Raw genomic sequence first — 25,086 nt, forward strand, 5'->3', positions numbered from 1 at the left:
CCCCTTGGGGGAGAAGGTGGATCGGCGCGAAGCGCCGAGACGGATGAGCGGTGTTGGACGGAGTACTGCAGGTTCGATGCGTCCACCGCTCAGCGCGCTCGCCGCAGCTTCTCATTTCTTCCAGCACGCTTCATCCGTCGCCTGCGGCGACACCTTCTCCCACAAGGGGAGAAGGAAGTACGCGCTTACTACACCTCGTCCGCCGGATAAGGCGTCCGCAGCAGCACCGCCAGGCCGACGGCAAAGAAGATGATGATCATCGCCATGCCCAGGCGCGGCGAACCGCTCAACGCGGTGACGGTTGCGACCACGAAAGGCGCAACGAAGCTCGTCGCCCGGCCCGACAACGCATAGAGGCCGAAATAGCGCCCGGCCTCATCGGCCGAGACGCTGCGGGCCATGTAGGAGCGCGACGAGGCCTGCACCGGACCGAAGGCGATACCGACCAAAAGGCCGAAGGCGATGTAGGCCTTTTCCGCCGGGGTGCCGAACAGCCCGCCGGTGTCGGCGCCTGGCATCTGCCAGATACCGAACAACGTGTAGCCCGGCCCGGTCGAGACGATGCCGATGGTGGCAATCGTCAGCAGCACCAGTGAAACCACCACCACCACCTTCGAGCCGAAACCAGTGTCGAGCCTACTAGCGACGAGGCAGCCGAAGATCGCTATGACGTTGAGAATGATGCCGTAGATGCCGATCTCGGTGATGGTCCAGCCAAACATCGCTGCGGCGAACGCGCCGCCGAGCCCGAGCAGTGCATTGACGCCGTCCTGGTAGATCATGCGGGCGACAAGGAAGCGGAAGATGCCGGTGCGCTGGCGCACCTCGCCCAATGTCGATTTGAGTTCGCTCAGGCCCAGGCGCACGGCCGGGCGGATGGCAATGCCCTTGCCGCTGTCGGGCGTGAGCAGGAACATGGGCAGGATGAAGATCAGGTACCACAGCGCCGAGATCGGGCCGGTGGCACGTGCATCCTCGCCGAGTTTCGGATCGATGCCGAACAGCGGGTCGGCGCCGATGATGGTCTTGCCGGTTTCGGGCGATGCCGCCAGGAAGCCTACGACGAAGATCAGGACGATCATGCCGCCGAGATAGCCGAGGCCCCACGCTATGTTCGAAATCTTGCCGATCTCGTCCTTCGACACCAGGCGCGGCATCATCGAATCGTTGAACACGATCGAGAATTCCGCCGCAACTGACGCCAGCGAAAACAGCAAAACGATCGGCACGAGCGGCGAGCCGGGTTCGGCAAACCAGAGCATGCACAGGCTTAGCACCTTGATCGTCGCGAAGAAGGCGATCCACGGCTTGCGCGGCCCGGTCTGGTCGGCGATCGAGCCGAGGACGGGCGACAGGATGGCGATGACGAAGCCCGCTGCAGCGATGCCGTAGCCCCACGCTGCCTGGCCCATGGCCGGATCGGTCGCCATGCGCGAGACGAAGTAGGGGCCGAAGATGAAGGTGGTGACCACCGTGAAGAAGGGTTGCGCCGCCCAGTCGAACAGCATCCAGCCCCAGACGCCACGCCGCGGCGTACGTTGAACCACCATCGTCTCAGCCATCGTCCCTCCACGCGCGCCGCATCTGCGCGTCGTTGCGAGCTATAGCGCAGTTCGCTTGCGTGGTCCTTGAGGAAAATGCCCGCCGCGATCTCCGCGGCAGGCCGGTTTGACGAGCCACTATCGGCCTGACAGGTCGCTCATCAGGCCCGCCGCGACGGTCAGGCGCGACACGCTGATATCACCGCCCTCGGTCAGCGCCTGCAGCCGTTCGCGGGTACGGTTGATGCGCTCGCCGCCCGCCTCGAGCCAGGCCGCGACAGGGTCGGCAGCCTTGCCGAAGCCTGTAAGGGCCGCCACCGCAATGCCGCGCCGTGCCGCCCCGATCGTGTCCGACGCCCTAGAGAGGGCCAGCCCCTCATAGTAGTCGGAGCTCGATATCGCATTGGCAGCGTCTTCGATGCGCGGGATGCGGAACGCCTCGCTGACGCCGAAGAACGACTTGGCGGCCGCGACGATATCGGCCTTGGCGGTCTTCGCCACCAACGCGATGTCGGGCACCAATTCGCCGACTTCGAGCAGCGACAGCCGCTCGGCCAGCTTCTCCGGCGCACCCGCCGCGGCAAAGCCCGCCTTCCGCTTCTGGATGCGGTCCTGGGTGAAGGCTGGCAGCATGCCGGCGAACTTGTGCTCGAGCGCCGCGCGTGCGCCATGCAACTCAGCGATGCGGCTTGCCAGCGGGGCGTCGCCGTGGTCGTTCCTGAGGTACCAGCCGCAGGTCACAAAGAGCAGCCTGCTCACCGCCTGGTAGAGATCGAGCTGCGTCATGCCATCGACGACATTGTCCAAAGCATCGATCTCGGCATAGAGTCCCGGCAGCGCAAAGCCGTCGCGTACAACCGCAAAGACGCGCGCCACATCCGCTGCCGACCGGCCGCTTGCTTCCTGCAGGCGGTTGACGAAGGATGGTCCGCCGCGATTGACGAGATCGTTGACCAGCACGCGCGTGATGATCTCGCGGCGCAGCCGGTGGCCGCCAATCTCAGCTTCGTATTTCTTGGCCATGCGGCCGGGGAAATAGCCCATCAGGTCGTGCGCGAACTGGGCATCGTCGGGCAAGTCGCTGGCGACGATATCGGAGAACAGCACGATCTTGGCATAGGCCAAAAGCACACCGAGCTCGGGCCGGGTCAGCGGTTCGTTGCGCGTCTGCCGCTCGGCGAGCGCTGCCGCGCTTGGCAGGTCCTCGACCGCGCGGTCGAGCAGGCCGCGCGTTTCGAGCGCACTCATGAAGCGGCCCTGGTGCGCGATGTCCTGCATGCCGCGGCGGGCGGCGAGAGACAGCGCCAGCGTCTGCTCGTAGTTGTTGGCAAGAACCAGCCCGGCCACTTCCTCCGTCATCTCGGCAAGCAGCTTGTTGCGCGCCGGGCGCTGGAGCGAGCCGGCGCGCATCGCCGAAGCCAGTGCGATCTTGATGTTGACCTCGACGTCGGAGGAGTTCACGCCGCCCGAATTGTCGATGGCGTCCGAATTGCAACGCCCGCCCTTGAGGCCGAATTCGATGCGCGCCCTTTGCGTTGTACCGAGATTGGCGCCTTCGCCGATCACCTTGGCGCGAACCTCGTTGGCTGTAGCGCGGATCGCGTCATTGGCCCGGTCGCCGGCCTCCTGGTTGGTTTCGCCGGTCGCCCGCACATAGGTGCCGATGCCGCCGAACCACAACAGGTCGACCGGCGCCCGCAGGATGGCGCTCATGATCTCGGTCGGCGAAGCCGTGGTCTTCTCCAGCCCGATCGCGGCAGCCGCCGCAGCCGGCAGCGACACCGATTTCTGCGCCCGCGAGACGATCACGCCATCCGCCGACAGCTTCGACTTGTCGTAGTCCTGCCAGCTCGACCGCGGCAGCGCGAACATGCGCTTGCGCTCGGCAAACGACGCCGCCATGTCGGGATCGGGATCGATGAAGATGTCGCGATGGTCGAAGGCCGCAATCAGCCGTGTCTGCTCGGAGAGCAGCATGCCATTGCCGAACACGTCGCCCGACATGTCGCCGACACCGACCACGGTGAAGGGCGAGGTCTGGATGTCGCGGTTCATCTCGCGGAAATGCCGTTTCACCGCCTCCCAGGCACCGCGCGCGGTGATGCCCATCTTCTTGTGGTCGTAGCCGGCCGAGCCGCCCGACGCGAAGGCATCGTCGAGCCAGAAGCCGTGCTTGTCGCTGATGCCGTTGGCGGTGTCCGAGAAGGTTGCCGTGCCCTTGTCGGCGGCGACAACGAAATACGGATCGTCGACATCGCGCCGCACCACGTCCTTCGGCGGCACAACCTTGTCGCCGTCGATATTGTCGGTGATCGACAGCATCGAGGAGACGAAGTTGACGTAGGCTGCCCTGCCCGCCTCGAAGATGGCATCGCGGCTGCCGCCGACCGGCAGCCGCTTGGGGAAGAAGCCGCCCTTGGCGCCGACCGGAACGATGACGGCGTTCTTGACCTGCTGCGCCTTCACCAGGCCCAGCACTTCGGTGCGGTAGTCCTGCGCCCGGTCCGACCAGCGCAGGCCGCCGCGGGCCACCGCGCCGAAGCGCAGATGCACGCCCTCGACCTCGGAGCCGTAGACGAAGATCTCGCGCCAGGGCCGCGGCTCCGGCAGGCCGTCGACGCTGCGCGAGTCGAGCTTGATCGCCAGCGACTGGCCCCGCTCCTTCTTGCCGGCGACGAAATGGTTGGTCCGGAGCGACGCCTCTATCAGGTTGACGTAGCGCCGGATGATGGTGTCGTCGTCGATGTTCGGAACGGCCTCCAGCGCATCCTTGATCTTGGCCTTGAGATGCTTTGCCGTGACCAGCCCGTCCTTCTCCTGTGCCGGGTCGAGTCGGGCGAGGAACATCTGGTGCAGGCCGCGCGCGATATCGGGGTAGCGGTTGAGCGCTGCTGCGATGAAGTCCTGGCTCTGCGGAATGCCGGCCTGCTGCAGGTAGCGGCCATAGGCGCGCAGGATGACGATCTCGTTGGAGCCGAGCCCCGCCGTCTGCGCCAAAGCGTTGTAGCCGTCATTGTCGGCGTCGCCGGTCCACACCGACAGGAACACCTCCTCGAACAGCAGTCCGCCGTCGGCGAGGTCGACCGGCTGGCCGTAGGCGTTCTCCAGTTCCATGTCGTGGATAAAGATCTGGTCTTCGCCCTTTTCGCCGAGCTCGAAGGTGCGCTCGCTGATGACGCGGAAGCCCATGTTCTCGAGCAGCGGCACACGCCGCGACAGCGCCAGCGGTGCGCCGTAGTGGTAGATCTTCAGCGAAGCCTGTTCCGGCGCCTGGCCGGCGTCGCGGTAGCAGTCGATGACGATCGGATTGGCGGCGCTGATCGTGGAAATCCGTTCGGCGTCGAGCAGGGCCGCGCCCGGCGAGAAGCTGTTCTGGTAGTCCTGCGGAAAATGGTTGGCGACGCTGACCAGCGACGCGGGCGAACCCGCCTCTGCCGAAGCTTCGCGCAGCCCGTCCTCCCAGGTGGTGACGATATCGCGGATCGCCGCCTCGATCGCTGCCTGCTCGACCTTTGGCGTCTTGCCGCCGGAGCGGCCGATGATGAAGTGAACGCGCGCCAGCCCGCCTTCGGGGAAGGCCGGGTAATAGGCTGACAGACGGCCTTCGAAGACCTTCCTGAGATAGGCGCCGATCCGCTCGCGGGCGACCGAATCGTAGCGGTCGCGCGGCACGAAGACGAGGATCGAGACGAAGCGGTCGAACTGGTCGACACGGACCAGCGCCCGAACGCGCGGCCGCTCGACCAGGCCGAGGATCGCCTCGGCATGCTTGCGCAGCGCCGGCACCGCTATCTGGAAAAGCTCGTCGCGCGGATAGGATTCGAGCACGTTGATCAGTGCCTTGCCGGAATGATCGGCAGGATCGAAGCCCGACTTCTGGATCACCGCTTCGGCCTTGGAGCGCAGATAGGGGATCTTCATCACTGAGCGGGTGTAGGCCGTCGAGGTGAACAGGCCGACGATGCGCAATTCGCCCGAAAGCTGGCCCTTGGCGTCGTAGGTCTTCACGCCGATGTAGTCGAGATAGGCGCGGCGGTGCACCGCCGACTTGGCATTGGCCTTGGTGACGATCAGCGGATCGGGGCCATGCAGGAAGACGCGGATCTCGGGCGTCGTAGAGATCGCATCGACGGTGTCGCGGCGCAGCACCAGCACGTCGGGGTCGGCAAGGATGCCCAGGCCCGGCTTGTCGGCGCGCTCCAGCGTGCCGCTCTTTTCGCCGCCCGAATATTTGAACTCGCGCATGCCAAGGAAAGTGAAATTGTCGTCGCGCAGCCATTCCAGGAAGGCGATCGCCTCGGTCACCGCGTTCTTGTCGAGCGGGATCGGCGCATAGCGGAATTCCGAGATCGCCTGGTCGAGCCGGGCCAGCATGCGCTTCCAGTCGGTGACGGCGGCGCGGACTTGGCCGAGCAGCTTCTTCAGCCGTTCGCGCAGCGCTTCGGCGGCGTCCTTGCCGAGCAGCGGGATGTGCACATGGATGACGCTCAGCTTGTCGACGCCCTGGTCGCCCTTGCCGTCGCCCAGGATTTCGTCGACGCCGGTGCGACCGTGGCGCACGTGGAGGACCGGATGGGTGACGAGTACCGGCTCGCCTGCAGCCTCGGTGATCTCGCCGAGGACCGAATCGAACAGGAACGGCATGTTGTCGTTGACGACGGTTACGACAGTTACCGGCCGGCCATGGCGGATAACCCCCGCCCCGGTCTCGATGTCGATCACCGAAGATCCCTTGCGATGCTTGAGAACGGCCTGTTCGGCCAATTGGGCGGCCCGTTCCAGCATGCCGGGTTCGTAGTCCGCCACGTCCTCGGCCGGAGCGCGACCAAGCAACAGTTCGAGAATCTGGGGAGGTCTGTTGGAGGATTTCGAGGAAGATGCAGTCTTGGCGGAACTCGCCTTCGACTTCATTGGTTCGGCCATGACGCTAGTTTCTCCCGTCCCGTCACATGCTTTTGCGACTATCGTAGCAGATGGCCCGCCTTTAGCGACAAAGGTTTGACGGAACGTATGGAAAAACGCCTAGGGAATGGGCAGAAAATGCCTGAATTCTAGGCTGACGCAGCGCCCGCAAGGCGCCCACCACCGACACGTTGCCGAAACCGTTGTCATTACCTCACGGCAATCGCGGCGGCGGCCCCGGCCATCGTCGTCGCACTCACCCGATTGGCGATTCGCATCGCCTGCTGGCTCCTCAAAAGCTTGCGCGCGTGCGCGGCCGCAAACACCCAACAGAGGTCGATGGCGATCAGCACGGCCGCCATGGTCAGCGTCAGTTCCAGCCAGCCGACAACAGTGACGGAAGCGAGGTCGATGATGGTCGGCAGCAAAGCGAGGTAGAACATCATGATCTTGGGGTTGCCCAGCGTCACCGCCATGCCGGCGGCAAACAGCCTGACGGCTGAATCCTGGCGCGGCATCTCGCCTTCACGCGCCTCGACCGGCGCAGTCCACATCTTCCAGGCAAGATAGACGAGATAGGCGACGCCGAGCCATTTCACGACCACGAAGGCCAGGTGGAAGGACTGCGCCACGAAGGCGAGCCCGAACACCGCCAGCGACAGCCAGATCGCCTCGCCGATCCACATCGCGGCCAGAAACGGCAGCACGTCGCGAAACCCCTTGGAAATCACCCGTGCAACCAGGGCGGCGATCGACGGGCCGGGCGAACCCGCGGCGACAAGCAGCGCACCGGCAAAGATCAGAAGCGACATCGGTTCCATCGTCTTTCCCTCAAACTGGCAGCCAGAGCTTATGGCAACGAGCGGAACTTGCAACTGGCGGACGATCGCCGGCCGTAATGGCGCAACTTGATAGAGCGGGACGCCAGGAGGCCTTGCTCGCGACAAGCTTCGGGCAGATGGTTCGTCCCGCGCTGGCAAGATGCCGGGTGGCCGGCCTGTCGGCACGCCACGGGAGATTGATCATGGCCAAGTTTCTCTTCGTCTATCATGGCGGTGCGATACCGCAGTCCGAAGAAGAAGGCGCAAAGGTGATGAAGGCCTGGATGGACTGGTTCGCCGGCTTGGGTGCCGCCGTCGTCGACGGCGGTGCACCGGTCGGCAAATCCCAGACGGTCGCCGCCAACGGCGCGGTCAGCAATGACGGCGGCGCCAATCCGGTGAGCGGCTATTCGGTCTTCGACGCGAAAGATGCTGCCGACGCCGCGCGCATCGCCAAGGGTTGCCCGATCCTTGCGGCCGGCGGTTCTGTCGAGGTGGCGCCGATCATCGAGATGTGACGCTGGACGCAATCTATCCTGCAAACAAAAAAGGCGCCTCCAGTGGAGACGCCCTTTTTGATCAAATCTGGTGGCTTACGCCGCGCCCTTCGACTTTTCGAAGCGCTTGCGCTCGTTCGGGTCGAGATAGAGCTTGCGCAGGCGGATGGTCTTCGGCGTCACCTCGACCAACTCGTCGTCCTGGATCCAGGCCAGAGCGCGCTCGAGCGTCATGCGGATCGGCGGCGTCAGGCGCACTGCTTCATCCTTGCCGGCGGCGCGGATGTTGGTCAGCTTCTTGCCCTTCAGCACGTTGACCTCGAGGTCGTTGTCGCGGCTGTGGATGCCGATGATCATGCCTTGGTAGACCTTGACGCCGGCGTCGATGACCATCGGGCCGCGATCTTCGAGGTTCCACATGGCGAATGCCACCGACTCGCCCTGATCGTTGGAGATCAGGACGCCATTGGTGCGGCCTGGCAGCTCGCCCTTGTAGGCCTGATAGGAGTGGAACAGGCGGTTCATGACAGCCGTGCCGCGCGTATCGGTCAAAAGCTCGGACTGGTAGCCGATCAGGCCGCGCGTCGGCGCGTGGAACACCAGGCGCTGGCGGTTGCCGCCCGAAGGACGCAGCTCGACCATCTCGGCCTTGCGCTCCGACATCTTCTGCACGACGATACCGGCATGCTCCTCGTCGACGTCGATGACGACTTCTTCGACGGGCTCAAGCAGTTCGCCGTTCTCGTCCTTTTGCATGACCACGCGCGGACGCGACACGGCAAGCTCGAAGCCTTCGCGGCGCATCGTTTCGATCAGCACCGCGAGCTGCAATTCGCCACGGCCGGAAACGAAGAATGAGTCCTTGTCAGGCGATTCCTCGATCTTGAGTGCGACGTTGCCTTCGGCTTCCTTGAGCAGGCGGTCGCGGATGACGCGGCTGGTCACCTTGTCGCCCTCGGTGCCGGCCAGCGGCGAGTCGTTGACGATGAACGACATGGTGACGGTCGGCGGATCGATCGGCTGGGCGGCCATCGGCGCGTTCACTGACGGATCGCAGAAGGTGTCGGCCACGGTGCCCTTCGAAAGACCGGCAATGGCGACGATGTCGCCTGCATGGGCTTCTTCGATCGGCTGGCGCTCGATGCCGCGGAAGGCGAGGATCTTGGTAACGCGGCCGTTTTCCAGCAGCGTGCCGTCATGGTGCAGCACCTTGACCGCCTGGTTGGGCTTCAGCGTGCCCGCCGCGATACGGCCGGTGATGATGCGGCCGAGGAACGGATTGGCCTCGAGAATGGTGCCGATCATGCGGAACGGGCCGGGGTTAACCGTCGGCGCCGGAACATGCTTGAGCACGAGATCGAACAGCGGCGCCAGGCCCTGGTCCTTGGGGCCTTCCGGATTCTCGGAAACCCAGCCATCGCGGCCCGAACCGTAGAGGATCGGGAAGTCGAGCTGCTCGTCGGTGGCGTCGAGCGCTGCGAAGAGGTCGAACACCTCGTTGATGACTTCCTGGTGGCGGGCGTCGGGGCGGTCGATCTTGTTGATCACCACGATCGGACGGAGGCCGACCTTGAGCGCCTTGCCGACCACGAACTTGGTCTGCGGCATCGGGCCTTCGGCAGCGTCGACCAGAACGATGGCGCTGTCGACCATCGACAGGATGCGCTCGACCTCGCCGCCGAAATCGGCGTGGCCCGGCGTGTCGACGATGTTGATGCGGGTATCCTTCCAGTCGACCGAGGTCGCCTTGGCCAGGATGGTGATGCCACGTTCTTTTTCGATGTCGCCCGAATCCATCGCGCGCTCGGCGACGCGCTGATTTTCACGGAACGAACCGGATTGCTTGAGAAGCGCATCGACCAGGGTTGTTTTGCCATGGTCGACGTGCGCGATGATCGCGATATTGCGGAGGTTCATATGTCTACTCGGGAGCGTTGCGGGCACTGCCTGACGACGCGCCGCGTTTCGTGTGGCCGGGCTCTTACAGCTTTTTTCGCAAATGCGAAAGGGGGGCGGACAAATCGACTGATTTTCCGTGCCCCCGCAAGGCTACAAAATGTCGCCCCAGTCGACCCGGCGCGCCGTCTTGAACAGCTCGCCGTCGCGCTTGGTCAAAAGCTTCTCCTCCACCGAACCGTTGGCCTGGCAGAGTTTGAGCTGGACCTTCCCCGACCCGCCGCGCGCCGGCGCCAGCACCCGGGCGGCAAAGGGTTCAACTGGCGCCCGTGAAGCTGCAAGGAAGATGTATTTCTCGTCTTCCCACGGCACGTCGCCGCGCTTGGTCAGGCGATGCAGGCGCGAGCGCGCCACGCGCCGCGAAAAATGGCACCAGTCGGGCTCGACGATCGGGCAGGTCTGGCTGTGCGGGCAAGGCGCCACCAGATGTGCTCCCAGCTCGATGAGCCGCGACCGCACCACCATCATGCGCCGCCAGCCGGCCGGCGTGCCCGGCTCCACGATCACCAGCAGTCCCGATGCGGCAGCCCAAAGCCGCTCGACCAACGCAAGCCCTTCCGCGGCCGACAGCTCGTCCAGCACATAGGCCAAGGTGACCAGATCGGCTTTTTCCGCCTCGAAGCTCTTGGAGGCATCTGCCGCGCGCCATTCGACCTTATCGACGCCTGAATGTGCGGAAAGCTCCGCGCCGACCTTGCGGATCGACTGGCTGGCCTCCAGCATGAGGGCTTGCGATAGCGAAGGCCAGCAATCCGAAACTGCCCAAAGTGCCGTTCCCGGTCCGGCACCGACATCGAGCAGGCTTTTCGGCGCGAACTCCGGCACCAGCTCAGCCGCGCTCTCGAGGCTCGCCCGCACGGCGGCAAAGGTCGCCGGCAGCCGTGTCGCCAGATAGGCGCGCGCAAACATCTCGTCGGACAGGTGCAGGCGGCCATCGCGCGTCTCGGCACGATAGCGCAAGGACAGCGTGTCGGCGGCGCGCTGCAACTCGGCGAGCGGCACGCCTTCCAGTGCACGGTCGACCGCCGCCCGCAATGTTGCTGGTAGTTCCATCTGCCTTCGGGATCCGCGTTAGCTCAGGAGATTCAGGTCAGGCCGCGCTTTTCCATCATCGCTTCGGGCGACGGCATCTTGCCGCGGAAGGCCTTGTAGAGTTCTTCCGGGTCGGCCGAGCCGCCGGCCGAATAGATGTGCTTGCGCAGCTTTTCGGCCATCGCCGGATTGAATGCGTCACCAGTCTCCTCGAATGCGGCGAAAGCATCGGCATCGAGCACTTCCGACCACATGTAGGAGTAATAACCGGCCGAATAGCCCTCGCCCGAGAACACATGCAGGAAGTGCGGCGTGCGGTGGCGCATGACGATGGCCTCGGGCATGCCGAGCTTTTCCAGCGTCTCCGCCTCGAAGGCCGCGGGCTCCGCCGGCGCATCGGGACGCGCGTGATAAGCCATGTCGACCAGCGCCGACGAGGTGAACTCGACGGTGGCGAAACCGGCGCCGAACGTCTTGGCCGCCAGCATCTTGTCGAGCAGTTCCTTCGGCATCGCCTTGCCGGTCTTGTAGTGCAGCGCGTGCTTTTCGAGCACCGCCGGAACTGTCAGCCAGTGTTCGTAGAGCTGCGACGGCAGCTCGACGAAGTCGCGGCTGACCGAGGTGCCCGACACCGACGGCCAGGTGACGTCGGTGAGCATGCCGTGCAGCGCGTGGCCGAACTCGTGGAACAGCGTCTTGGCCTCGTCGAGCGACAGCAGCGCCGGCTCGCCTGCCGCCGGCTTTGCGAAGTTCATGATGTTGTAGATGACGGGCGTCGAGCCCTTGCCCAGCCTGTGGCCCGATTGCAACGAACTCATCCAGGCGCCGGAACGCTTCGACTGCCGCGCGAAATAGTCGGCCAGAAACAGGCCACGCTTGCTGCCGTCGGCGTTGAACACCTCGAAAACCCGGGCATCCGGGTGCCAGGCGGCAATGCCCGGCTTTTCCTTGAAGGTGACGCCGAACAGCCGCGTCGCCACGTCGAAGCAGGCGTCGATGATCTTTTCGAGTTGGAGATAGGGCTTCAGTTCGGCCTCGTCGAAGGCATATTTCTCCGCCCGCAGCTTCTCCTGGTAGAAGCGCCAGTCCCAGGCGGCGAGCTTGTCGTTGCTGCCAGCCGCTGCCGCCAGCCTCTGCAGTTCGGCCTCGTCGGCGGCAGCCTTTTCGCGCGCCTTGTTCCAGACGGGCTCGAGCAGCTCCATCACCGCTTTCGGCGTCTTGGCCATGGTGTCGTCGAGCTTGAGCGCGGCATAGCTGTCGTAACCCAGCAGCTTCGACTTTTCCGCGCGAAGGCGAAGCGTATCGCGCACCACGCCGGCATTGTCGGTCGCACCGCCGGTTTCGCCACGGCCGGCAAACGCCTTGAAGGCCTTTTCACGCAGGTCGCGCCGCTCGGAGAAGGTGGTGAAGGGCTCATAGATCGAGCGCGACAGGGTGACGGCATATTTGCCCTTCTGGCCGCGCGTCTCGGCAGCCTGGGCCATCGCGCCGCGCACGAATTCGGGCAAGCCGGCAAGATCCTCCTCGTCGAGGAACAGCACCCATTCCTTTTCGTCGGCAAGCACGTTCTGGCCGAACTTGGCGCCGAGCGACGCCAGTTCCTCCTGGATGGCGGCCAGCCGCTTCTTGCCCTCGGGGTCGAGCTTGGCGCCGGAGCGGACAAAACCCTTCCAGGTCTTTTCCAGCACCCGCAGCGTCTCGGCATCGAGACCGAGCGCCGCCCGGCGGGCGTAGAGATCGTCAATGCGGGCGAACAGCTTCTCGTTCATCGAGATGGCCGAGAAGTGGCGGGCCATCTTCGGCGAGATCTCGCGCTCCATCGCCTGGATCGCATCGTTGGTATGGGCACCGGCCCGGCACCAGAAGATCGACGAGACACGGTCGAGCGCGACGCCTGCCAACTCCAGCGCCTCGAGCGTGTTGGCAACCGTTGCCGGTTCGGCGTTGGCCGCGATCGCGTCGACCTCTGCGGCATGCGCCGCGAGTGCCGCGTCGAACACAGGCCCGAAATCGCCGTCCTCGATCCTGGTGAAATCCGGCAGGCCAAGCGGCCCGGCCCAATGGGTCAGCGGATGACGCGCGAGATCGATTTTTGGACTGACGGACATGGAATGGCTTTCTCGATTGGCATTCGGTGCGGACAGCTTCGATGTAGGGCCGGACCGGAAGCTGCGCAACCGCATTGACTCGTCGCCCATGGTAAACTAAGCAAGCCATATAATAAGGATTACTTATTAATATGCCCGCCAGCAGCGAAACAGACACGTTCGGCTTCATCGTCAACGACCTGTCGCGCATCATCCGCGCCGAGATGGACCGCCGTACCGGAGAAGCGGGCCTTGGCCTGACCACCGGCGAAGGCCGCGTGCTGTTCAACGTCCGCCGTGCCGGCCCGATCCGCCAGACCGCTCTCGCCGAGCGCCTCGGCATCGAGGCGATGACGCTGAGCGGTCTTGTCGACCGGCTCGAAGGCAAGGGCTATGTCGCGCGCCAGCCCGACCCGGCCGATCGCCGCGCCAAGCTCGTGACGCTGACCGACGCGGGCGCGGCCGTTGTCGCGCAGATCGAACCCATCGCCGCCGGCATCCGCAGCGACGCGGCGCAGGGTATCGATCCCGACGACTGGCAGCGCCTTCTCGTTGCCCTCAGGGCTGCCCGCGCCAATCTGCTGACCTCCCGCTCCGAAGCCCAGTCGACCGAAAGCACGGCGGCATGAACATGCGTCCCGACGTTGCCGCTGCTGCCGAACAGCTGGAAGCTGCCCCCGCTCCGATCATGAGCGAACGCCGGGTTTCCCTGATCGGCGGCCTGATGGTCGCCATCGGCCCGATCTCGCTTGCGCTCTTCACCCCGGCCATGCCCGAGATCGTCCAGGCCTTCGGCACCACCGAGGCGGCGGTCAAGATGACCCTGTCGCTCTATTTCGGCGGCTTCGCCTTCGCCCAGCTCGTCTGTGGCCCGCTTTCCGACGGTTTCGGCCGCCGTCCGATCACCCTCGTCTTCATGGCGATCTATCTCGCCGCATCGGTGCTTGCACTGGTCGCGCCCAACATCGAGACACTGGTCGCCGCACGCTTCCTCCAAGGCGTTGGTGCCGCAGTCGGCGTTTCGGTGGCGCGCGCGGTGGTCCGCGACGTCTTCACCAGCGAGCGCTCTGCCCGCATCATGAACATGATCGGCATATTGCTGGCGCTCGGCCCCGCAATCGCCCCGACACTGGGCGGCCTGACCATGGAATTCTTCGGCTGGCACGCCATCTTCATCGTCATGGTGCTGCTCGGCATCGTCGTCATGCTGGTCGCCATCTTCGCCCTGCGCGAAACGGTGACGCGCGATCTCGGCCGCATCCGCCCGGCAGCACTCGCGAGTTCCTACGGCTCGCTGCTGCGCAGCCCCTACTTCGTCCTGTGCAGCCTGGTCATCGCCGGAACCTCCGGTGCGATCTATACGCAAGCGACGGTGCTTGCCTTCATCCTGATGGACCGTGTCGGCCTGACCGCCACCCAGTTCGGCGTCGGCATGCTGATGCAGACGGCAAACTTCATGGCTGGTGCCCTGATCATGCGCAGGCTGATGCCGCGCTACGGGGCGGCACGCATGGTGCCGGTTGGCCTGTTCTTCGTCGCCGTCGGCTCGATTGCCATGGCCATCGTGCTCAGGACCTCCGAACCCACTTTCCTGCGCGTCATGGTTCCGGTCGGCATCTACGCCTTCGGCATTGCCATGGTCATGCCGGCCATGATGACGGCAGCCCTTGCTCCGTTCCCCAGCAATGCCGGCGCCGCCTCGGCGATGATGGGCTTTTTCCAGATGGGCGCGGGCATGGTCGGCGGCGCTGCCGCAGCCTGGATGGGCGATCCGGTCAACGCGCTGGCCACCGTCATTCCGCTGATGGGCCTCACTGCCATCCTGTCATGGCTGACCTGGCGCCGACTGCCCGAGCCGGCGCTGATGACCCGCCTGAAATAGGCTCAGAACCCGTCACAATTCTCGCCGATGGTCATCTGCGTGTTGGCGACGATGACGCCGTCCTTGGTGGTGAAGGTCTCCCGCATCGTCATGTCGTTGTTGGGGAAGTCGTAGCAGGTGCGCACGGCCACCGTGTCGCCCATCTCCGCTTCGATCTTGTGGCGGATCGTGGCGCCCTTCACGGCCGATTGCCACTCGTCCATGGAGGCCAGAAATTCCTGCTTGCTCTGGGTCACGCCGATGTCGTCGAGCCGGATCGTGGCATTCTCGGCCAGCAGCTCCGAAAGGGCCGCCCCGTCAGCCTTGAGCAGCGCCGCATACCAGCGGTCGACGATGCTCTCCTGTGCAACCCCACTGACAGTCACCAGCAACGCCAGGGCCACCGCCATCGCACGAATGGGTCTCATCGCACGCCTCCGTGTCGGATGACGGCATTAAACCCAGATCGCGACAGGAATGCCATGGCTATCCCGCCCGGGCGGCGACGGAAAACTCACCGTTTCTCCGCGCCGGTGCCGCTCGGCAATCAGCATCATCGCGCAGGCGTCGAGGAAATCGTCTGTCGCCGCCCCGCGCGGCAGCGCCTGATCGAGAAAACTGCGCTCATGACCGCAGCGTGCCAGCAACGTCTTGCGCTCTGCCATGCCGGCGGGATTGACGCTGCCCTTGATCTTCTTCGGCAGGCTCATCGCCTGTCCTCCGTTCAGTCGCCAGAACGCCACCTCAGGATGCGATTCGATCACCCGCCCGCGCAGTTCCGGCCGGGCGATCATCAATGCATCGATCTCGCGGATCTTGGAAAAGATGCCGAACGCCTGGATCGACACGCCGCGCCGCGGCACCGACGTGCGCATCGCCACGTCGCTCGACCGGCGATGGGCGGCATACCAGGCCTCGATATCGGTGAAGGCTGCCGCCTCGGCATGGACCGCTGCCCGCGACGGGATCGAAAACACGCTCGACTGCCGTTGGCCGAGCAACGGCCGCACCAGTGCCTCCGGCCCACGCCCGCCCTTGGTCGTGAAATCGGGAAGCCCGATCGGCATGTCGACCGCCACCACGGTGTCATCGGGCATCGCCGCCAGCAATTCTGCGAAGCTACCGAAGACTTGAGCGTACGTCCCGGCGTCGTTGCGGATCACCGCGATCCAGCCGGCCTTGCAGCCGTCGACGCCGGCAATCGTCACGCCTTGCGGCTCCTGGAGGGGTGGATCAGCGTGCGCAATTCGACCATCGCCATCGGATGCGACAGGCTCTGCGCATCGGTTTCGAGCTGCAGTTCGTCACCGCCGCGCTTCGACGTGCGGGCAAGAATCTCATAGACCGAGGCCGTGGTCGACTGCAGAGCCTTGGCTGCCGGCTGCCCGGCCAGCAGCCGCGCCAGGAACACGGCTGCACTCAGGTCGCCGAGCCCGTTCGGCGGCCGCTCAACGGTGCGATGTTCGGCCAGTAGCGCCTGTGTCTGCGTGACCAGCAGGTTGCCGGTGCCGCCAGCCATCATCGCCGGGGCCGAAGTCACCAGCATGGTCGGAGGCGGTGCCGCCAGCGCTGCCGCCATCGTCGCCCGCATGTCGTCGAGCTTGCTATCAGTCAGCCATTCCAGCTCATAGCGGTTGGGCGTGGCAATATCGGCCAGGGGCAGCAGCCGGTCGCGAATGCCGGACGCCAGCGCCTCTGCGACGTAGAGCCCGCCGGAATCGCCGATGACGGGATCGCAGACATAAAGCGCCTTCGGGTTCCTCGCTTTCACCGTCTCGACCAGCGAGGCCACCGCCTCTACCTGGCCGGCTTCGCCGAGATAGCCGGAAAGCACCGCCGTCACCTCGCCCAGCCACGGCGCCCGCTCGAGATCGGCCATGAAGGCGGAAAACTGTTCGGTCGGCGGCACGATGCGCGTCGCCCGGCCATGGCCGGGATGCCATGGCAGCATGACGGTCGGCACCGCCCAGACCGGGTGCCCCAGCGTTTCCAGCGCGAACACCGCTGCACGGTTGCCCACCGAGCCGCGCGCGACATGGCTCGACACGACGATCACCGCGCGTGGCGCGGCTGTCTCGGCTTGAATTGTCATGAAGTCATCCGCCTCGAACGAGATAGTTGATCAGCCACAGCACCAGGCCAACCGTCAGCACGAAGCCGAGGATGCGGCCGATACGCGTTCCCAGATGCTCGATCGGGTCGGCCTTGTCGACATCTGCGGCAGCGAGATGATTGCGCATCTCGTCGGCCTTGCGCGCCACGAAGGAGGCGCCGCCGGGATCGCTCTCGCGCGCGATGCGGTCGAGGATGCGGCGGGATTCCTTTTCGCCGTCGCTGTCTCTCGGCGAAGCCATCGTCAAAACTCTCCCGGCATCATCGCCATGGCGCGAACGGTTTTCTCCGCGCATGTTTGTGATAATGCTGTGCTATCAGTCGCTTTGTCGAGGGGACATTCCAATGCAGATGCAAGCTTCGCCGGCACTTCCCGCTTTCCGCCTTCTCCCGGCGTTTCTCGTTTTGATGCTTGTCGTGCCGTTCCTGTCGGCCTGCGGCTACAACACCATCCCGACCCAGGAAGAGCAGGCCAAGGCCGCATGGAGCGAGGTGCTGAACCAGTACCAGCGCCGCGCCGACCTCATCCCAAATCTCGTCGAAACCGTGAAAGGTTACGCCTCGCATGAAAAGGACGTGCTCGAAGGCGTCGTCGAGGCCCGCGCCAAGGCCACCCAGGTCACCGTCACACCCGAGACGCTGACCGACCCCAATGCCTTCAAGGCCTTCCAGGAAAACCAGGCCGGCCTGACCAGCGCGCTGTCGCGCCTGCTCGCCGTCGTCGAGAACTACCCCGACCTCAAGGCCAACCAGAGCTTCCTCGCCTTGCAGGCGCAGCTCGAAGGCACCGAAAACCGCATCGCCGTTGCCCGCCGCGACTACATCGAGACCGTTCGCGTCTACAACACCTCGCTCAAGACCTTCCCTGCGATGCTTTGGAACACCTTCTGGTTCCGCAACGAGCCGTTCCAGAACTTCACCGTCGCCGAAGACAAGCTCGAGGCGCCCAAGGTCAACTTCGGCACCAAGCAGGGCGGGTGAGCGGGCAAGAGCTGACTTCGCAGCGAATTGGCTGACATAACTATGGAAGCGGGCGTCTGGACACCCCCCTCTGGCCTGCCGGCCATCTCCCCCTCAAGGGGGGAGATCAGCCTACCGCACCGCCTCGGCCAATCACAACAGTTGAAGGACCAGCATGACGGCCGACACTGCCAATCTCCCCCCTTGAGGGGGAGATGGCCGGCAGGCCAGAGGGGGGTGCTCAAGCACTGCCTGATGATCATCAGCGCATGGCTGTTGATTCTGTCGCTACCCTTCGCCGCCGTCGCCGCCGAGTTGCCCGCCCTCACCGGTCGCGTCGTCGACGATGCCGGCATCATCGATGCCGCCACCGAAGCCGAACTGGTCCAGAAGCTCCAGGCTTTCGAGCAGAAATCTTCCGACCAGATCGTCGTCGCCACCATCCCCAGCCTCGACGGCGAGGAAATCGAGCCCTACGCCAACCGCCTGTTCCGCGCCTGGAAGCTCGGCCAGGCCGGCGAGGACAACGGCGTGCTGCTGCTCGTCGCGCCCAACGACCGGCGCATGCGCATCGAGGTCGGCTATGGCCTGGAAGGCGTGCTGACCGACCTGCACACCAAGCTGATCATCGAAAACACCATGGTGCCGGCCTTTCGCGGCGGCGATTTCTCCGGCGGCATCTCCAGCGCCGTCGACGACATCGTCATGGTGGTCGAGGGCGAAGGTGCCGAACTCGAGGCCCGCGCCAGGCGCAACGAGCAGACCGGCATCTCCGGCATGAGCGAAGACGACATCATCTTTTTCGTCTTCATCGCACTGTGGGCAGCTTTGTTCTTTGGCGGCATGGCCATGGCCATCCTGCCGCGCATCTATGGCCGCAAGCTGGGTCCTGGCCGCTACGAATGGCTGGGCATGACCTTCAACTACAACCAGCGCTCCGGCTCCTCGTCCCGCGGTGGCTGGACGTCGGGCGGAGGTGGCTGGTCTTCGGGCGGCGGTGGCGGCGGATGGTCGTCGGGCGGCGGCGGCTTTTCCGGTGGCGGTGGCTCCTCCGGCGGCGGCGGCTCTTCGGGAAGCTGGTAGGACGAAATGGCTGAAGCGACCCTCAATTCCGGCGACCACGAACGCATCGCAGCGGCTATCCGTGCTGCCGAAGCCGAAACGTCGGGCGAGATCTATTGCGTCGTCGCCCGCCGCAGCGACGGCTATTTCTTCGCCGCGGCCTTCGCAGTCACTTTGGGCATCCTGCTCGTCAGCCTCGCGGCGGCTTTCGCGCTCGAATACTGGTGGATCGCGGTCCGGCTGCCGCACTTCGTCGTCGTCCAGTTGCTGGCGGTCGCCGCCGCCTGCGCATTGCTGTGGTGGTTGCCCGGCTTGCGCCTCTGGCTGGTACCGCGCCGGCTGCTCTGGCGCGCGGCCCATGCCAATGCGCTCAGGCAGTTTCTCGCCCGCAACGTTCATCTGACCAGTGAGCGCACCGGCGTCCTGATCTTCGTTTCGCTGGCCGAGCGCTATGCCGAAGTCGTCGCCGACGCCGGCATCAACGCCAGGGTGCCGCAGGACACCTGGGACGGCATCGTCCGCGATCTCACCACCCAAGCCCGCGACAACCGCCTCGCCGACGGTTTCGTTGCGGCCATCGCCACTGTCGGCGGCCTGCTGTCCCGGCATTTCCCCGTGTCGACAACCGACGTCAACGAACTCGACGACCACCTCGTCGAAATCTGAAACGGCCGGCGTCAGGCGCCGACTGCTGAGTCCATTCGGACACACTGGGCGCCGATCTCGTTCCCAATCCTGTGAAAGGCCGGCCAGCGCGTCGGCGGACTCTTTGCAACGGCCGAAACGCGGTTTATGGTTAAGAAACTATGAACACGCTGACAATCGACATCAGGAAGGCCGAGCCCCGCGACGCGGATGCCATCGCCGAAGTGCATCACGAAGCTTGGCGCGGCGCCTACTCCGGTATCATCCCGCACCGCGCCCTGACCGCCATGATCAACCGCCGTGGCGGCGAATGGTGGGCCAACGCGATCCGTCGCGCCGCCACCGTTTTGGTCATCGAAATCGGCGGCAAGATTGCCGGCTATGCCACGCTCGGCCGCAACCGCGCCCGCGAACTCAAGCAGCAGGGCGAGATCTACGAACTCTACCTGCGCCCCGAATGCCAGGGCATCGGCCTCGGCAGCCGCCTGTTTGCTGCTGCCCGCCAGCGCCTCGCCGACCACGGCCTCAAGGGCATGGTGGTCTGGGCACTCGAGGAAAACGAGAACGCCTTGTCCTTCTATGCCGGTGCCGGAGGCCGCGACATCGCCGAGGGCGTCGAAGTCTTCGACCAGAAAGCGCTGAAGAAAGTCGCGTTCGTCTGGGAGTGACCCCGGCGCGGCACGCTTGTTAGGCCCGCCACTGGCCTTTGGTCGAATCAATATTGCATTGCACACGCGGCCCAACGCGTTTATCGGGAGGCACCTTTAATCTGGAGCTTCCCTCATGCGCATCGATGCAATCGCGATCGGCAAGAATCCACCCGAAGACGTCAACGTGATCGTCGAGGTGCCCGTTGGCGGGCAGCCGATCAAGTATGAGATGGACAAGGAAGCCGGCACGCTGGTGGTCGACCGTTTCCTCTACACCCCGATGCACTATCCGGGTAACTACGGCTTCGTGCCGCATACGCTTTCCGGCGACGGCGATCCGATCGACGTGCTGGTCTGCAACACCCGCCAGCTCATCCCCGGCTGCGTCATCAATGTGCGCCCGATCGGCGTGCTGGTGATGGAAGACAATGCCGGCCAGGACGAGAAGGTCATCGCCGTGCCCTCGCCCAAGCTGACCCGCCGCTACGAGGACGTGTTCGAATACACCGACCTGCCCGAGATCACGCTCAAGCAGATCGAGCACTTCTTCGCGCACTACAAGGATCTCGAGCCCGGCAAGTGGGTCAAGATCGAGGGCTGGCACGACGCCGCCTACGCCAAGAAGATGATCGTCGAGGCGATCGAGCGCGCCAAGCAGAAGGCCTGAGGCCTTTCGCTCCTAGCCGGAGCCGATCAAATCCCGGGCGCGGGCGGTCCAGCCGTCCGCGCCTTAATTCGCCGTCTTGTCGACCGAGATGAATTCGGGAATGGGCTCGCCGATAAGCACGCGCTCATCGGCCCCGCAGGCAAAATCGCGGGCCTGCTCGTCGGCGATCTTGCGTGCCAGGTCGTTGGCGTTGGGCTTTCCTGTCGCCAGCACCAGCCCGACCGCGCAGCCATCCGCCTTGCCCGGCTGGCCGACCTTCGCCACCACCAGCACTTCGATCTGCTTGGCCTCGCTGGCTTCGTCCTGCACGTACCAGCGGTGAATGGTCGCGAACGGCACCGACAGTCCGTCATGACTTGAGATGCGCCATTCGATCTTGCCGCCGGTCGAGTTGAAGGTGCCGAAGCTCTGCCACGGCACGCCGTCGAGCTTGGCGGGCGGGAAGCCGTAGAACATCGACACCCTGAGATCGCCGGTGAACATCAGCACCGGATATCCGCGATATCCGGGACAGGCGAAATTGGCGAAATCGCCATCGTCGGTGCCGGACTTCTCGTAGGTGACGCAATCCTGCTCGGCCCCGATCTCGGTATAGGCGCTCGAGATTTCTTCCGCCGCCGCCATGTGCCACGGCACCACCAGCGCGATTGCGAGAACCAGCCTGCGCATCTCAGCCTCCCCGGGGATGGGCGATGGCCACATCGGCCCCGCCGGCGGCGTCACGCCGCTGGCCGCGAGTATGCCGCGCGGCAGCCCTTCGATCCAGAGATCTCAGTCTTTTCGTCCCGCCAGCCGGGCGAGCCTGGGTTCGAGGTCGCCCAGCGTAGCGGCAACCCGCACCGTCTTCAACCGAGAGGTACCACCGGCAATCACCGCGATCGATTTCTTGGGCATGTCGAGCGACGCAGCCAACAGCTTTTCCAGCGCTGCATTGGCCTCGCCCTTTTCGGGCACGGCGCGTACGCGCGCCGAAAGATGGCTGCGCCCGTCGGCGATCGTCTCGATACCTTCGACCGCATCCTTTGCGGCACGCGGCGTCAACCGCACGAACAACTCGACACCGTCACGGCATTCCCTGAAGAAGCCGGACACCGCAGGCCGCTCAGATGACGAGCGGCAGCACGGTGGTCAGGATGAACTGACGCACAAAGAACAAAAGCAGCAAAAGGATGATCGGCGAAATGTCGATGCCGCCAAGATCGGGCATGAAGCGGCGGATCGGCTTCAGCGCCGGCTCGGTCAGGCGGAACAGCATGTTGCCGATGGTGCCGACGAACTGGTTGCGCGAGTTGACGACGTTGAAGGCATAGAGCCAGGAGAAAATCGCCGAGGCGATGATGATCCACCAGTAAAGGTCGAGGGCCAGAACGATCGTCTGAATGAGGGCGAGCATGCCGTTCTCCAATGTGTTGCCGACATTTAGCCATTGCACGCTTTTGCGGCAAGCCCCGGTCGTCTGGCCGCATCGATCGAGGCGCCGAGGTCGAGCGAATGAGCCGCGGAGGATCAGGCCTGAGCAAGACCACGGAGCAAAGGTCCTCCCGGCGAAGGATGAATGCCGGCGCTGGAAAGGACATGGTCAGGCAACGGGAGCAAAGCCTTGCGATTGCCACCACGGTTGGTGGCGCCGGCCATGTCGCCCCTGCGTCACGTGCCGCTTGACAGAAGCCGCGCGCAGCCAATAAATGCGACCTTCCGCTGGACGGGGCTGTAGCTCAGCTGGGAGAGCGCGTCGTTCGCAATGACGAGGTCAGGAGTTCGATCCTCCTCAGCTCCACCAGCGGATCAATTCCACTAAATCAGCAGCACAATCGGTCCGCACGCTCCGCGCAACGAGATCCGGGCTCGTTCGCCGTTTCATCGAAGCGACGAGCCGAACCTGGATTCGGTGCGCCGGTTCGGCAGGCTGTCGGCTTGTCACCATGACTGTACGTCTCAACTGCTTGACCGAGCGTCCCAAGGCTATTGACTACTTCGACATTACCTCACCTCATACCGGTCGATCGGTGCTGTACCGGCCACAAGAAGTAGAGACACCGGTTGCGGATGGGCAAGGGCGACAGCACATTTGGTATGGCGACGCCACAGCGCGACGAATGGCCATTCCCGCCTGGCGCAGAATGTTTCGCCGCCTGGAAGAATGCGCTTTCTCTCTTGGTCGACTGTTCCATCCCTGAAGAATCCGACCCGGCGCTTTTCGATTTCCATGGCTACAGCTGGCAACTTCCGGGAGCGTTCCTGCACGTGAATGGCGGTTCGGCGTTGTCGATGTCGCGGACGCAACAGGTCATCGACGATCGACCGACCCCGCATATGGTGCTGTTCATGGTCCTGGAAGGACAGGTCACCGGCAACTACGACGGGTTGATCCAGGAGCACGAGCCCGGCGACATCGTCGTCGTCGACTATTCGTTGCCCTATGAGAGTGAAACTTCAGGCTTTGAAGCGATCGCGCTGACCTTCGACAAGGCCAGCGTGCCGGCCGAGTTCCAGAACAACGCTCACGGCCTCGTGCTGACGGCGAACGACCACGCCGGCGCCATGCTGGGGATCCAGATCAAGGCACTCGTGGAGCATATCGAAGGTCTCAGCATCCACCAGAGCCAGGTGATCGTTGATGGCATCCTGCATTTTGCCGCTGCTGCGTTTGCAGCCCCGGCAACGCGCGAAAGGCGCGACAAGCGATTCCTTTTCCAGCGCGCATCGTCGACCGCGCGACTAAGGCTGTCCGATCCCGACTTCGGTCCGGATGAGTTGGCTGCCTTCCTGAACATTTCGCGATCGAAACTGTTCCGTTTGTTCGAGCCGCATGGCGGCGTACAGCGCTGGATGCTCGCCGAACGGCTAAGGGGGAGTTTGCAGGGCATCCTGCGGTCAACCCCGGATCACAAGATAGCCGCCATTGCCCGCAACCACGGGTTTCGCAGCGAGGCGCATTTCAGCCGGGCCTTCCAGAAGCGCTATCGAATCAGTCCGAGTTCCGTCCGCACGCTCGCCAGGGACTCATTGCGGATGGCAAAGTATGAGACCTTGCTGAAACAGGGCGGCGGCAACGGCGGCGCGATCGTCGAAGCCTGGCTTGCGTCTGCTCGAGGCGGAGAGTTGGAAGAGACAGGGTGACCTGTGCCGCAGGCCGACGATTTTGCAGGCCGCGCACCAAACGGAAAGGGCGGCCCGAAAGCCGCCCTTTGCGTCTCACGCTCCCTGATCAGAACTTGTAGTTCAGGCCGGTCTTGAGCGTGTGGAATGCGGTATCCATTTCGATCCGATCTCCAGTGTAGATAAGATTCGTCGCCTTCAGGCTGCCGAGATCGACGTAGAGATATTCTGTCTTCAGCGTGATGTCGTTGGTGATGCCATATTCGACGCCGGCGCCGGCGGTCCAACCCAGATTGGTGTCGGCAAGCGCCTCGTTGAACCCGTCGCTATCGCTGTCGGAATACGAAATCCTGCCATAGGCGGCGCCGCCCGTGCCGTAGAACAGGACATTGTCCTGGGCGTAGCCGAGACGGCCACGCAGCGTGCCGAACCAGTCGATCTGGATCGCGTAGCGAGAGCTGAAGCCTTCGCTCGACGACTCGCTGTGTTCGGCCTTGATCCCTGACAAGGAGAAATCCACCTCGACGCCCGCGACCCAATTGGGCGCGAGTTGGTGGTTGTAGCCGGCCTGAACACCACCGAAACCACCGAACGCCCTGTCGCTGACGTTGTAGCCAATCGGGCCAACCTCGGTTTCAATGAGGTAGGAATTATCGAATTCGCCACCGCCGATGCCGCCATGGACGCCGATGTAGAGACCGCTCCAGTCGTAGGCGAAGCGTTCAGCAACCGGCCCCGGAACTGGCTCGCTGATCACGTCTGCGGCCTGTGCCGAGGCCAGCCCCAGGATAAAAATGGCGTAAATCGTAGTAATTCTGGCAGGATTTTTCACAACAAACCTCAAGATTCGCACATGGGGAGTAATAACGTTCCTATCATGAGGGATTGATCGGGCGCCTTGACCGAGCGTCTCATCTTGATGACTGCACGTCCCAATGTGCGCGGCTGCCTCGTCCGGGGCAGTGACAGCGCAATCTGACGATGGCAAAGCCAGCACTGGCAGTTCACCGAATGCTCTGCCGGTGGCTGGCGCGCGCAATGTATGCTTCTTGCGTTGCGCCAGCCTCTTGCACCCTGGTTTGGCGGCGCCTGATCGAGCCGGCAACAAGCCGCGCGCCAAACGCATGACTGCGCGTCTCAACTTGATGACCGGACGTCCCAATGTGCTCGCTCGCCTCGCTCGAGGCAGTGACA

At 64.3% G+C, this 25,086-nt stretch carries 23 protein-coding genes and 1 tRNA gene; 10 read left to right on the forward strand and 14 right to left on the reverse strand.

The genetic code is table 11. The annotated features are described in order from the left end of the window. Window positions 1-188: 188 nt before the first annotated feature. The 3 genes from WHT83_RS02955 to WHT83_RS02965 form a co-directional block, all read right to left on the reverse strand. Window positions 189-1,562 (reverse strand): MFS transporter, encoded by a 1,374-nt coding sequence (locus WHT83_RS02955; RefSeq protein WP_199914567.1) that lies wholly within the window; start codon window positions 1,560-1,562, stop codon window positions 189-191. 117 nt (window positions 1,563-1,679) lie between these two features. Beyond that, window positions 1,680-6,464 (reverse strand): NAD-glutamate dehydrogenase, encoded by a 4,785-nt coding sequence (locus WHT83_RS02960; protein WP_406872923.1) that lies wholly within the window; start codon window positions 6,462-6,464, stop codon window positions 1,680-1,682. A 188-nt stretch (window positions 6,465-6,652) separates the two neighbouring features. Next, window positions 6,653-7,264 carry a LysE family translocator gene (locus tag WHT83_RS02965; protein ID WP_406872924.1) on the reverse strand — a complete coding sequence of 204 codons (612 nt, stop codon included), beginning with the start codon at window positions 7,262-7,264 and terminating at the stop codon, window positions 6,653-6,655. 203 nt (window positions 7,265-7,467) lie between these two features. Between WHT83_RS02965 and WHT83_RS02970 the strand changes: the two genes are divergently transcribed. After that, window positions 7,468-7,782: a YciI family protein gene (locus WHT83_RS02970; RefSeq protein WP_108606365.1), complete on the forward strand. Its 315-nt coding sequence runs from the start codon at window positions 7,468-7,470 to the stop codon at window positions 7,780-7,782. 75 nt (window positions 7,783-7,857) lie between these two features. Here the strand turns inward: WHT83_RS02970 and typA are convergent, their stop codons facing one another. The 3 genes from typA to WHT83_RS02985 all read right to left on the reverse strand — a co-directional run bounded on the left by typA (window position 7,858) and on the right by WHT83_RS02985 (window position 12,857). Beyond that, window positions 7,858-9,678, reverse strand: a complete 1,821-nt coding sequence (gene typA / locus WHT83_RS02975) for a translational GTPase TypA (protein WP_108606364.1) — start codon at window positions 9,676-9,678, stop codon at window positions 7,858-7,860. A 132-nt stretch (window positions 9,679-9,810) separates the two neighbouring features. After that, the gene (locus tag WHT83_RS02980) at window positions 9,811-10,770 is read right to left on the reverse strand and encodes a small ribosomal subunit Rsm22 family protein (RefSeq protein ID WP_318763391.1); all 960 of its coding nucleotides are present in this window, start codon (window positions 10,768-10,770) and stop codon (window positions 9,811-9,813) included. Between the two features lie 32 nt (window positions 10,771-10,802). Then, window positions 10,803-12,857: a M3 family metallopeptidase gene (locus tag WHT83_RS02985; RefSeq protein WP_406872925.1), complete on the reverse strand. Its 2,055-nt coding sequence runs from the start codon at window positions 12,855-12,857 to the stop codon at window positions 10,803-10,805. Between the two features lie 131 nt (window positions 12,858-12,988). Here WHT83_RS02985 and WHT83_RS02990 point away from each other — a divergent pair, with 131 nt between their 5' ends. Both WHT83_RS02990 and WHT83_RS02995 read left to right on the forward strand, forming a co-directional pair. Further along, on the forward strand, window positions 12,989-13,465 hold the full coding sequence (locus WHT83_RS02990) for a MarR family winged helix-turn-helix transcriptional regulator (RefSeq protein ID WP_108606361.1): 477 nt from the start codon (window positions 12,989-12,991) through the stop codon (window positions 13,463-13,465). Further along, the gene (locus WHT83_RS02995; protein WP_406872926.1) at window positions 13,462-14,718 is read left to right on the forward strand and encodes a multidrug effflux MFS transporter; all 1,257 of its coding nucleotides are present in this window, start codon (window positions 13,462-13,464) and stop codon (window positions 14,716-14,718) included. Before WHT83_RS02990 ends, WHT83_RS02995 begins: the two co-directional genes overlap by 4 nt. Window positions 14,719-14,720: 2 nt before the next feature. Here WHT83_RS02995 and WHT83_RS03000 read toward each other — a convergent pair whose 3' ends face one another. From WHT83_RS03000 to WHT83_RS03015, 4 genes are read right to left on the reverse strand one after another with little or no spacing between them, the layout of a single operon-like run. Continuing rightward, a complete protein-coding gene (locus WHT83_RS03000; protein WP_406872927.1) occupies window positions 14,721-15,125 on the reverse strand; it encodes a nuclear transport factor 2 family protein in 405 nt (134 codons plus the stop codon). A 27-nt stretch (window positions 15,126-15,152) separates the two neighbouring features. Beyond that, window positions 15,153-15,905, reverse strand: a complete 753-nt coding sequence (locus WHT83_RS03005; protein ID WP_108606358.1) for a DUF429 domain-containing protein — start codon at window positions 15,903-15,905, stop codon at window positions 15,153-15,155. Then, window positions 15,902-16,789, reverse strand: coding sequence for a pyridoxal kinase PdxY (gene pdxY, locus WHT83_RS03010; protein ID WP_406872928.1), 888 nt, complete (start codon window positions 16,787-16,789; stop codon window positions 15,902-15,904). The genes WHT83_RS03005 and pdxY overlap by 4 nt, the downstream gene beginning before the upstream one ends. A 4-nt stretch (window positions 16,790-16,793) precedes the next feature. Next, window positions 16,794-17,051 (reverse strand): hypothetical protein, encoded by a 258-nt coding sequence (locus WHT83_RS03015; protein ID WP_055975022.1) that lies wholly within the window; start codon window positions 17,049-17,051, stop codon window positions 16,794-16,796. 103 nt (window positions 17,052-17,154) lie between these two features. Between WHT83_RS03015 and WHT83_RS03020 the strand changes: the two genes are divergently transcribed. From WHT83_RS03020 to ppa, 5 genes are all read left to right on the forward strand, one after another. Beyond that, a complete protein-coding gene (locus tag WHT83_RS03020; protein WP_183262831.1) occupies window positions 17,155-17,790 on the forward strand; it encodes a LemA family protein in 636 nt (211 codons plus the stop codon). A 234-nt stretch (window positions 17,791-18,024) separates the two neighbouring features. Beyond that, window positions 18,025-18,852 carry a TPM domain-containing protein gene (locus WHT83_RS03025; protein WP_406872929.1) on the forward strand — a complete coding sequence of 276 codons (828 nt, stop codon included), beginning with the start codon at window positions 18,025-18,027 and terminating at the stop codon, window positions 18,850-18,852. Window positions 18,853-18,858: 6 nt separating this feature from the next. Continuing rightward, a complete protein-coding gene (locus WHT83_RS03030; RefSeq protein WP_406872930.1) occupies window positions 18,859-19,497 on the forward strand; it encodes a TPM domain-containing protein in 639 nt (212 codons plus the stop codon). A gap of 140 nt (window positions 19,498-19,637) precedes the next feature. Beyond that, window positions 19,638-20,144 (forward strand): GNAT family N-acetyltransferase, encoded by a 507-nt coding sequence (locus WHT83_RS03035; RefSeq protein ID WP_055975030.1) that lies wholly within the window; start codon window positions 19,638-19,640, stop codon window positions 20,142-20,144. Window positions 20,145-20,259: 115 nt separating this feature from the next. Next, window positions 20,260-20,793, forward strand: a complete 534-nt coding sequence (gene ppa / locus WHT83_RS03040) for an inorganic diphosphatase (RefSeq protein ID WP_108606355.1) — start codon at window positions 20,260-20,262, stop codon at window positions 20,791-20,793. Between the two features lie 63 nt (window positions 20,794-20,856). Here the strand turns inward: ppa and WHT83_RS03045 are convergent, their stop codons facing one another. The 3 genes from WHT83_RS03045 to WHT83_RS03055 all read right to left on the reverse strand — a co-directional run bounded on the left by WHT83_RS03045 (window position 20,857) and on the right by WHT83_RS03055 (window position 22,186). Then, entirely contained in the window at window positions 20,857-21,462 is a 606-nt protein-coding gene (locus WHT83_RS03045) for a hypothetical protein (protein WP_406872931.1), read from the reverse strand. Window positions 21,463-21,564: 102 nt separating this feature from the next. Continuing rightward, the gene (locus tag WHT83_RS03050; protein WP_406872932.1) at window positions 21,565-21,885 is read right to left on the reverse strand and encodes a DUF167 family protein; all 321 of its coding nucleotides are present in this window, start codon (window positions 21,883-21,885) and stop codon (window positions 21,565-21,567) included. A 10-nt stretch (window positions 21,886-21,895) separates the two neighbouring features. Continuing rightward, on the reverse strand, window positions 21,896-22,186 hold the full coding sequence (locus WHT83_RS03055) for a YggT family protein (protein ID WP_055975475.1): 291 nt from the start codon (window positions 22,184-22,186) through the stop codon (window positions 21,896-21,898). A 311-nt stretch (window positions 22,187-22,497) separates the two neighbouring features. Here WHT83_RS03055 and WHT83_RS03060 point away from each other — a divergent pair. Then, window positions 22,498-22,573, forward strand: a tRNA-Ala gene (locus WHT83_RS03060). Window positions 22,574-22,839: 266 nt separating this feature from the next. Further along, window positions 22,840-23,913: an AraC family transcriptional regulator gene (locus WHT83_RS03065; RefSeq protein WP_245439644.1), complete on the forward strand. Its 1,074-nt coding sequence runs from the start codon at window positions 22,840-22,842 to the stop codon at window positions 23,911-23,913. Between the two features lie 88 nt (window positions 23,914-24,001). Here the strand turns inward: WHT83_RS03065 and WHT83_RS03070 are convergent, their stop codons facing one another. After that, window positions 24,002-25,018 carry an outer membrane protein gene (locus WHT83_RS03070; protein WP_406872933.1) on the reverse strand — a complete coding sequence of 339 codons (1,017 nt, stop codon included), beginning with the start codon at window positions 25,016-25,018 and terminating at the stop codon, window positions 24,002-24,004. Window positions 25,019-25,086 lie beyond the last annotated feature (68 nt).

Origin of the sequence: Aminobacter sp. P9b (assembly GCF_045345995.1) — a bacterium.
Taxonomy (GTDB): Bacteria; Pseudomonadota; Alphaproteobacteria; order Rhizobiales; family Rhizobiaceae; genus Aminobacter; species Aminobacter niigataensis.